This window comes from Nonomuraea lactucae, assembly GCF_003313395.1.
Lineage (GTDB): Bacteria > Actinomycetota > Actinomycetes > Streptosporangiales > Streptosporangiaceae > Nonomuraea > Nonomuraea lactucae.
In genome coordinates, this window is record NZ_QNFZ01000882.1 from 1 (window position 1) to 7,069 (window position 7,069).

Here is a 7,069-nt window from a genome sequence, read left to right on the forward strand (position 1 = left end):
CTGGCCGGGGCCAGGAAGCCCGACCGCAGCCGGGCCCGCAGGGCGGGGTCGGCGGCGAAGTCGGCCAGCAGCCCGGGCAGCGCGGCTGCGCCCGCCGGGGCGGCGAACTCGTCGACCAGCGCCTGGGTGAGCTCGGTGAGATCACCGGCGAGTGTGCCGGTGTCGGGCACCGGGCCGGTGTCGACCGAGCTGAACAGCGCCTCGTAGACCAGCTCCGGCTTGCCCTGCCAGCGTCGGTAGACGGCGTCCTTGCCCACCCCGGCCCGGGAGGCGATGCCGCTGACGGAGGTGCCGGCGTACCCCACCTCCATGATCAGCTCTTCGGCGGCCCGGAGGATCGCTTCGTGCGTGCGCCGGTCACGCGGACGGCCGGAAGGAGCTCGCGAGGTTGTCATGCTGATTACCTTACGGGACGACCCGTTTCGTAAATCGGGCGACCCCGCGTCAGGGCCCGGCGAGCCCGTGGAGGAGGAGGGTGGTGAGGGTGTCGACGACCTCGTCGTCACCCGGCGCGGGCCGGTGCTCGCCGGCCGTGAGGACGGCGTAGCCGAGCATGGAGAGCATCGCCCCCATGGCGGCGGCGACGAGCTGGGGGTCGCCGGGAAGCCGGTGACCGCGCTCCCGCAGCCATTCCAGGTGCTCACGGAGCGTGCCGGTCTCCTCGGCCAGCATCCGCCAGGCGCGGCCGGAGTCGAGAGGTTCGGTCATGGCGGACTGGACCAGCGCGACCATGACCGGGAGATGGTCGCGGAAGACGTTCCAGCTGATCGCCAGGTGCTCGCGCAGCTGGACGGGGTCGGTGAGGTCGTGGTCGCCCGGGTGGTCACCGGCCGCGATCTCGGCGTCGGCCTGCGCGTTCATGTCATCGAGCAGCGCCTGCAGCAACGCTTCCTTGCCGGCGAAGTGCTCGTAGAAGGACCCGGTCGCGCGCCCGGCGGCGGCCGTGATGTCGCCGATCTTGGTGTTGAGGTAGCCGCGTTCGGCGAACAGCCGTTTGGCCGCGTCCTTGAGCGCCGCCTCCGTCTCGGCCGCCTTCGCCTTGCGCACGCCCATGCCTTGACCTCCATCCGTCACCGACATCATACTGAACCCGAATTCGCCGAATATACATTCAGTGAAAGTAGGTTCAGTATGAAGGTCGTCGTGGTGGGTGGAGGAGTCGCGGGAGCCGCCGGCGCGATCGCGCTGCGGCGGATCGGTGCCGACGTCACCGTCTACGAGGCGTACGAGGAACCGGACGGGCCCGTCGGCTCGTTCCTGAGCCTGGCCGGCAACGGGTTGCGCGCACTGGACGCGCTGGGCTGCCTCGCGCCCGTCCGGGAAGCCGGCTTCACCGTGGCGCGGCAGAGGATGTGGGCCGGTTCCGGCAGGCTGCTCGGGGACGTGCCCCGGGGCCGGCTGTCCGGCGACGACCTGCACAGCGTCACCCTCATGCGCGCCGACCTGGTGCGGGTTCTGCGTGCCGAGGCCCTGCGGTCGGGGGCGCGCGTCGTCACCGGCGAGCGGCTCGCCGAGGCGGACGACACCGGCGACGGCGTACGTGTCCGGCTCGCCGGCGGCCGGACGGCGGACGCCGACCTGCTGGTCGGAGCCGACGGCATCTGGTCGCGCACCCGGACGGTCCTCGACCCGGCGGCACCGGTCCCGGCCTATGCGGGGACCTATCACGTCTCCGGCGTCGCCGAAGGTCCGGAACTGGAGCCGGGATGCTTCAACATGGTCTTCGCCCGGGGAGGAGCCTTCATCTGCATCCCCGCACCCGACGGCACCGTGTGGTGGGCCGCGGAGGTGGCCGACCCGGTCCAGCCGGACCTGGCCGGGGTGACCGTGGACGGGCTGGCCGAGATCTTCCGCTTCGAGCGGCTGCCCTCGGCCATCCTCGCGGCGACCACCCGTACCCATCGCCCGACGCTCGGGCACATCCTGGACGAGGTGCCGACCTGGCACGCCGACCGGATCGTCCTGATGGGCGACGCCGCCCACCCGGTCGGCGCCGGACAGGGCGCGTCCATGGCTCTTGAGGACGCCGTCGTACTGGCGCGCGAACTGGAACGATCGGCGACGACGCCGGCCGCGCTGACCGCCTACGACCGGGCCCGCCGCGCCCGCGTGGCCAAGATGGCGAAGGCGGCACGCGACAACCGCGACGCCAAGACCGCGGGCCCGGCGGGGCGCTGGATCAGCGGCCTGATCATGCCGGTCTTCTTCCGCTTCTTCTACGAGCGGGCCACGGCCTGGCTGTACGGCTACGACCTGGACTGGCGGCCGGGGACGGCCACGGAGCCGAGCGAGCCGCATCGGCCGCACGAGCTCCAGCCGCACGAGCCGAACCGGCCACACGAGCTCCAGCCGCGCGAGCCGAACCGGCCGCACTAGCCGGTGTTCGGCGGTGACTCGCCCGCTACGGCCTGACCGGCCCCAGCACGCGGAGGGCGGTGGTGCGCAGGAGCCGGTCGGAGCTGCGCGTGGGTGTGCCGGCTCCTGCGCGCCCCTCGTTCCGCTCTCCCACTGTTACGGGACGGCCGTGAGCGTCATTCCCACTTCGTCGCCCCGCAGCGGCCCCCGCCCGGATAGTTGATGCACACCCAGACGCCATGGCCGGGGTTCGACAGGGTTCCGACACTCGCCGTGTAGGCGTTCAACCCGCTCGACCACCTGACGGTGCTCGGCCCGCACTGCCGGCCATCACTGCGATGAAGCGTGATGGTGGTACCGGCGCGGTCGGTTTCGACGGACGCGAAGTTCTTGTCGGTTCTGCGCCATTGCTTGTGGATCACTCTGGTGCGAGATCCGTCCGTGAAGCTGTACGGCTCGCCCAGCACCGCGGACACGTCGAAGGAGGGAGTGCCCTCGCACGAGCCGGCCGCGGACGATAAGCCGGCCGCGGACGATGAGTCGGCCGCATGCGCAGGGGCGCCGAGGCCGAGAGTCGCGAGTGCGATGGCCCCCGTCAGCGGCACCGCGAGAGCGCGGCGTCTACCGGCTTTCATGAAGTCCTCCGTGGTTTCGTCGATGAGCACCGCACGGTCCAGTGGTCAGCAGCGCTTCCATCCGTCGAAGTGCGGCGACCACACCTTGTACTTGCGGGTAAAGGTGCTGAATCCGTCGGTCCCGTACGGGACCGTGATGCAAGGCCCGTCGGTGTCGGTTGACACGACGATCTGGACGCGGTCCGGCCCCGTGCCGCCGGAGCAGTTGTACCAGGTGCCGTAGATCCGCCGGATGCTCCACTGGTGGTCCGCGGAGATGCCGTCGTAGTAGTCGCCACCGCTGCCACCGTCGCTGCGTCCGAGGCACGGATTCGGCTCGGCCACCGCCGGGCCGGCGTACGCGAGGCCGGAGAAAGCGAACGATAGTGTGGCGACCAGCCCGAGCACCGCACGGGCTTTTGTGCGTGGTGAACCCATGAAATTCCTCCGTGGATCTCGCTGGTTATCAGCGCCCTCGCCGTACGGCGTGGACGGGGCGACGGCAGGAGGACCGTGCCCGTGCACAGCGTGCTCAGCCGGTGGCCCGGAACGCAACACGCGGTGCCCGATCCGGGACGCCTGGGACACTGAATGCCCCTCTGCCTGCGGAAACGCGTGCCCTTGGGACGGCCGACCGCATGGGGTAGCCTCTCTTCGGCGATGCCGCCACGGGTCCCCGAGAGCGAAGGTGCGGGCATGGCAACATCCGAGACGGTGGGTGACTTACTGACCCAGCTGAAGGAACGCAGCGGACGCAGTTACCAGTCGATCGGCCGGATGGTAAACGCCAGCAAATCCACGGTCCATCGCTATTGCGCGGGCCACTCGGTGCCGCCGGAATTCGCGATTATCGAACGCATCGCCCGCGTCTGCGGCGCGCGGCCAGAGGAGATGGCTCGCCTTTATCGGCTGTGGGAAGCAGCCGTTCTCCTCGCGCCGGACACTCCGGGAGAATCCCAGGAGATTCCGGTGTCCGGTGTCCCGGCCATGGTCCGCGACGCCGACTCTCCTACGGACGGTGCCGGGGCGCCGCCGCCGGGTGTCGAGGCCGTCCGGCGGCGTCGGCCGCACCGGTTCCCGGCCGCGTGGAAGACCGCCCTCCTGGCGGTCGTCGGCGTGCTGGTCTCGGTGACTCCGGTGTTCGAGCACCAGGCCGTGCCCCTTCGCCTGCCGCAGTCGTCCATATCGCGCGCGCTCGCCGACTTCGGCGGCTGGACGATGCCGGCCGCTCCCGTCCAGACCACGCTGTTCGGGGTCACGCTCAACAGCTCGACCGGCGCTATGCCGGAGTTCCGAGTGGGCGCGGTACGCATGTGGGACAGCAGCACGAAATGGGCCGACATTCAGCCGAACCGTGGCGAGTTCGACTGGTCGAACCTGGACCGGTTGGTGAACGGGGCTCGCCGGGCCGGGCTGCCGGCCCTGTTCGTGATGGGGGGCACGCCACGCTGGGCCAGCCCCGCCGGGCCCGCCGGTCCCTATCCGGGCGGTTCGCGGACCTCGCCGCCGGACCGGCTGGACGACTGGGACCGCTTCGTGACCGCGCTGGCTGAGCGCTACCGGGGCCGCGTCGAAGCGTACGAGCTGTGGGTTCTCGCCAATGACCGCCGCTTCTACAGCGGGAGCATGGAGACCCTGATCGCGATGACGCGCCGGGCCAGCCGCATCATCCGGAAGGTGGACCCCGGCGCGCTGCTGGTGTGCCCCGGCATGGGCCGGCTGTGGAGCGCGGAAGGGCGTGCCCTGTTGCGCCGGTTCGCCGAGCTCGGCGGGTACGACCACTGCGACGTGGCGGGCATCAAGCTGCACCAGCGCACGGCGGCCGACCCTCCGGAGACCATGCTCCAGCTCGCGGCGACCGCCGACGACGCGTTCCACCGGGCCGGTGTCCACCCCCGGCTGTGGAGTACCGGCACGACGTACGACATCCCTCTACAGGGCACCCTGGAGGGCCCCAAGGCCCGCGACTACGCGGTCCGCTTCTACCTGACCGGCCTGTACGCGCGCCAACTGAACGTGGAACGGATGTACTTCTACAACTGGGGCGGCGCCAAGATCCCCATCGTGCTGCAGGCCGAAGGCCGCCCCCCTACCGCCGCCGCACGGGCCGTCGAGCAGTTGCAGCGCTGGCTGGCGCATGCGCGCGGCCATTCCTGCGGCCACGGCCAGGCGGCCAGGCTGCCGGCAAACGTCTGGCGGTGCGAGTTCACCATCGACGAGCCCGGCCGACACCACGGAGCGGCGGTCGTGTGGACGGACACCGGCACGGCGACGCTCGCGATGGGCGGCTCCAAGACCGTACGCCGCCTGGACGGCAGCGCGACGGCCGTCAGAGCGGGTGACGGCATTCGGATCACCGAGGAACCGGTGCTCGTGGAGCTCCTTCACTGACCTCGATCCGCTGCATCCGGTCTCGAACGGTGTTCTCACGGACGAACAACCCGGACACCGGTGTCCAGGCAGAACTGGGCGAGGGGAACGCTCATGCCAGAGGACGCCCGCCGGACAGGCCACACGATCACGAATGGACAGGGATCGATCAACGTCTGAGCTGTCACGTGAGCAGTGACCCGAGCCAGGATGTGCGTGCCAAGTGAGGCGGACACGCTGGACCATGGGCCGAGCCGGGGCCGGCCAGGTCGACTGGCCGATGCCGCCGTAAGGGATTTGACGTTCCTGAGTGACGTGAAGTGCTCGCCGGGGGAGGCAATGTCACGGTGTGTCGACCTTCCATACGCTTCGGGGCTCTGGGACCGCTGACGATGGACGGAGAGCGGCCGGACTCCACCGGACCACAGATAAAGCTCGTGATGGCGCTGCTGGTCATCGAACGCGGCAACGTCGTCGCGACCGAGGACATCCCGTGCGGTCCACGGCTGACCGCGGCGCAGAGGCGTCTCATGGGCGCCCTCCACGCCGCTGGTCGCCGGCAGGAGGCGCTTGAGGTCTTCCAGCGCGCCCGAGCCAGTCTGCAGGACGACCTCGGTGTGGATCCGGGCCCACGGCTGAGCCAGATCCAGCGGGCCGTCCTCGCCGGTGACCGGCTGATCGCCTGATGAGCGCGTACGAGGTCGAAGCCGCCCAGGTGGCGTCACTGGTGACGGGCCCGTCCGGCGTGCCGCTGTCCCCGCGGGTGGAGGCCGTCCGCGGCGGTCGGCCGGTGCTCGAGTTCGTGCCCGGCCCTCGGCTGCACGACCTCGTAGCCGACGGGCCGGAGCTGCCCGCCGCCGCGGGAGGCGTGCTGGCCCGGCTCCATGCCTGGCCGTGTCCGGTGAACCGGGTGGTCGAGTTGGAGGTCCCGGCGACCGAGCCGGTCGATTTCGCCACGTACCTGGGGATGTCTCCCGACCAGCGCAGAGTGCTGGCCGACCTGCACCGCGATCCGGAGCTCGCCGACCTGGTGGGCGACGTCCTACGGGCCGCCCGATTCGGGCGGGCCTGGTGTCACGGCGCCGCCCGGGCCGACAACTTCTGCGTGCGGGACGGTGTCCCGCAGCTCATCGACTGGGAGGCCACCGGAACCGGTCGGCCGGAGGTCGACCTGGCGGCACTGGCCGCGTCCGTTCTGGCCGGGCGGCTGGCGGCGGCCACTCCGGCCGCCCGCGACAGCGCCACCGTCCGCACCGACGTCAATGTCGCACTGCGCGCCGCCAGGACGGATCTCCGATCAGTGATGGCCGGATACGCCGCAGCCGGTGGCCGGGCGCGGGACACGCCGCTGCTGGCGTCGCTGACCGGCGTGTCGCTGTTGTCGCGCGCGCTCACGCGGTCGGCGACCGGGCCGCTGGACCGGGCGACGGCCCTGATGGTCCAGATCGGGAGCACGCTGGTCCGGCGGCCCGATCGCTGGCACACGCTCACCGACCCACGGGGGTAGATCACCATGCCGAGGTCCGGTCTTTCCGCCAGGTTCGCCCTGGCCTGCGCGGAAGCCTCGACGAACGACCGTGATGAGCTGATCCGCCTGGTCTACCATCGCGTCCACTGCCGGCTCGCCGGCGACGGCGGCTGGTCGGACCGCGGCTCTGCCGCCGAATGCCTGCGTCGCGCGTCCGCCGCGCTGGCGGACCGGCGGGTGCGCCATCCCGGGCGCGCCGGCG

Annotated in this window: 9 protein-coding genes and 1 pseudogene; 6 read left to right on the plus strand and 4 right to left on the minus strand. The window is 71.2% G+C overall.

Annotated elements, in window-relative coordinates:
- On the minus strand, nucleotides 1-395 hold a 395-nt coding region (locus DQW85_RS30450; RefSeq protein ID WP_162795501.1), incomplete at its 3' end, for a TetR/AcrR family transcriptional regulator.
- A gap of 49 nt (nucleotides 396-444) precedes the next feature.
- Nucleotides 445-1,053, minus strand: coding sequence for a TetR/AcrR family transcriptional regulator (locus DQW85_RS30455; RefSeq protein WP_113703260.1), 609 nt, complete (start codon nucleotides 1,051-1,053; stop codon nucleotides 445-447).
- A 78-nt stretch (nucleotides 1,054-1,131) separates the two neighbouring features.
- Between DQW85_RS30455 and DQW85_RS30460 the strand changes: the two genes are divergently transcribed.
- Complete coding sequence (locus DQW85_RS30460) at nucleotides 1,132-2,376, plus strand: FAD-dependent oxidoreductase (RefSeq protein WP_113703261.1); 1,245 nt, start codon at nucleotides 1,132-1,134, stop codon at nucleotides 2,374-2,376.
- Between the two features lie 155 nt (nucleotides 2,377-2,531).
- On the opposite strand, the gene DQW85_RS30465 is transcribed toward DQW85_RS30460, so the two are convergent.
- Both DQW85_RS30465 and DQW85_RS30470 read right to left on the minus strand, forming a co-directional pair.
- A complete protein-coding gene (locus tag DQW85_RS30465; protein WP_113703262.1) occupies nucleotides 2,532-3,020 on the minus strand; it encodes a hypothetical protein in 489 nt (162 codons plus the stop codon).
- A gap of 15 nt (nucleotides 3,021-3,035) precedes the next feature.
- On the minus strand, nucleotides 3,036-3,407 hold the full coding sequence (locus tag DQW85_RS30470; RefSeq protein ID WP_162795502.1) for a hypothetical protein: 372 nt from the start codon (nucleotides 3,405-3,407) through the stop codon (nucleotides 3,036-3,038).
- Between the two features lie 258 nt (nucleotides 3,408-3,665).
- On the opposite strand from DQW85_RS30470, the pseudogene DQW85_RS48320 reads away from it, so the two are divergent.
- The 5 genes and pseudogenes from DQW85_RS48320 to DQW85_RS30490 form a co-directional block, all read left to right on the plus strand.
- Nucleotides 3,666-3,860: pseudogene (locus DQW85_RS48320) on the plus strand (helix-turn-helix domain-containing protein); the annotation flags it as partial.
- A 78-nt stretch (nucleotides 3,861-3,938) separates the two neighbouring features.
- Entirely contained in the window at nucleotides 3,939-5,360 is a 1,422-nt protein-coding gene (locus DQW85_RS30475; protein WP_240197520.1) for an endo-1,4-beta-xylanase, read from the plus strand.
- 419 nt (nucleotides 5,361-5,779) lie between these two features.
- The gene (locus tag DQW85_RS30480; RefSeq protein WP_240197521.1) at nucleotides 5,780-6,025 is read left to right on the plus strand and encodes an AfsR/SARP family transcriptional regulator; all 246 of its coding nucleotides are present in this window, start codon (nucleotides 5,780-5,782) and stop codon (nucleotides 6,023-6,025) included.
- Nucleotides 6,025-6,846: a phosphotransferase gene (locus DQW85_RS30485; RefSeq protein WP_113703266.1), complete on the plus strand. Its 822-nt coding sequence runs from the start codon at nucleotides 6,025-6,027 to the stop codon at nucleotides 6,844-6,846. Before DQW85_RS30480 ends, DQW85_RS30485 begins: the two co-directional genes overlap by 1 nt.
- 6 nt (nucleotides 6,847-6,852) lie before the next feature.
- Nucleotides 6,853-7,069 (plus strand): hypothetical protein (locus tag DQW85_RS30490; protein ID WP_162795503.1); only part of this gene is annotated, 217 nt, incomplete at its 3' end.

Bases quoted from the DNA above. Each gene is read 5' to 3' on its own strand.
- DQW85_RS30455 (WP_113703260.1), bottom strand. From the start codon at position 1,053: ATGGGCGTGCGCAAGGCGAAGGCGGCCGAGACGGAGGCGGCGCTCAAG.
- DQW85_RS30460 (WP_113703261.1), top strand. From the start codon at position 1,132: ATGAAGGTCGTCGTGGTGGGTGGAGGAGTCGCGGGAGCCGCCGGCGCG.
- DQW85_RS30470 (WP_162795502.1), bottom strand. From the start codon at position 3,407: ATGGGTTCACCACGCACAAAAGCCCGTGCGGTGCTCGGGCTGGTCGCC.
- DQW85_RS30480 (WP_240197521.1), top strand. From the start codon at position 5,780: ATGGCGCTGCTGGTCATCGAACGCGGCAACGTCGTCGCGACCGAGGAC.
- DQW85_RS30485 (WP_113703266.1), top strand. From the start codon at position 6,025: ATGAGCGCGTACGAGGTCGAAGCCGCCCAGGTGGCGTCACTGGTGACG.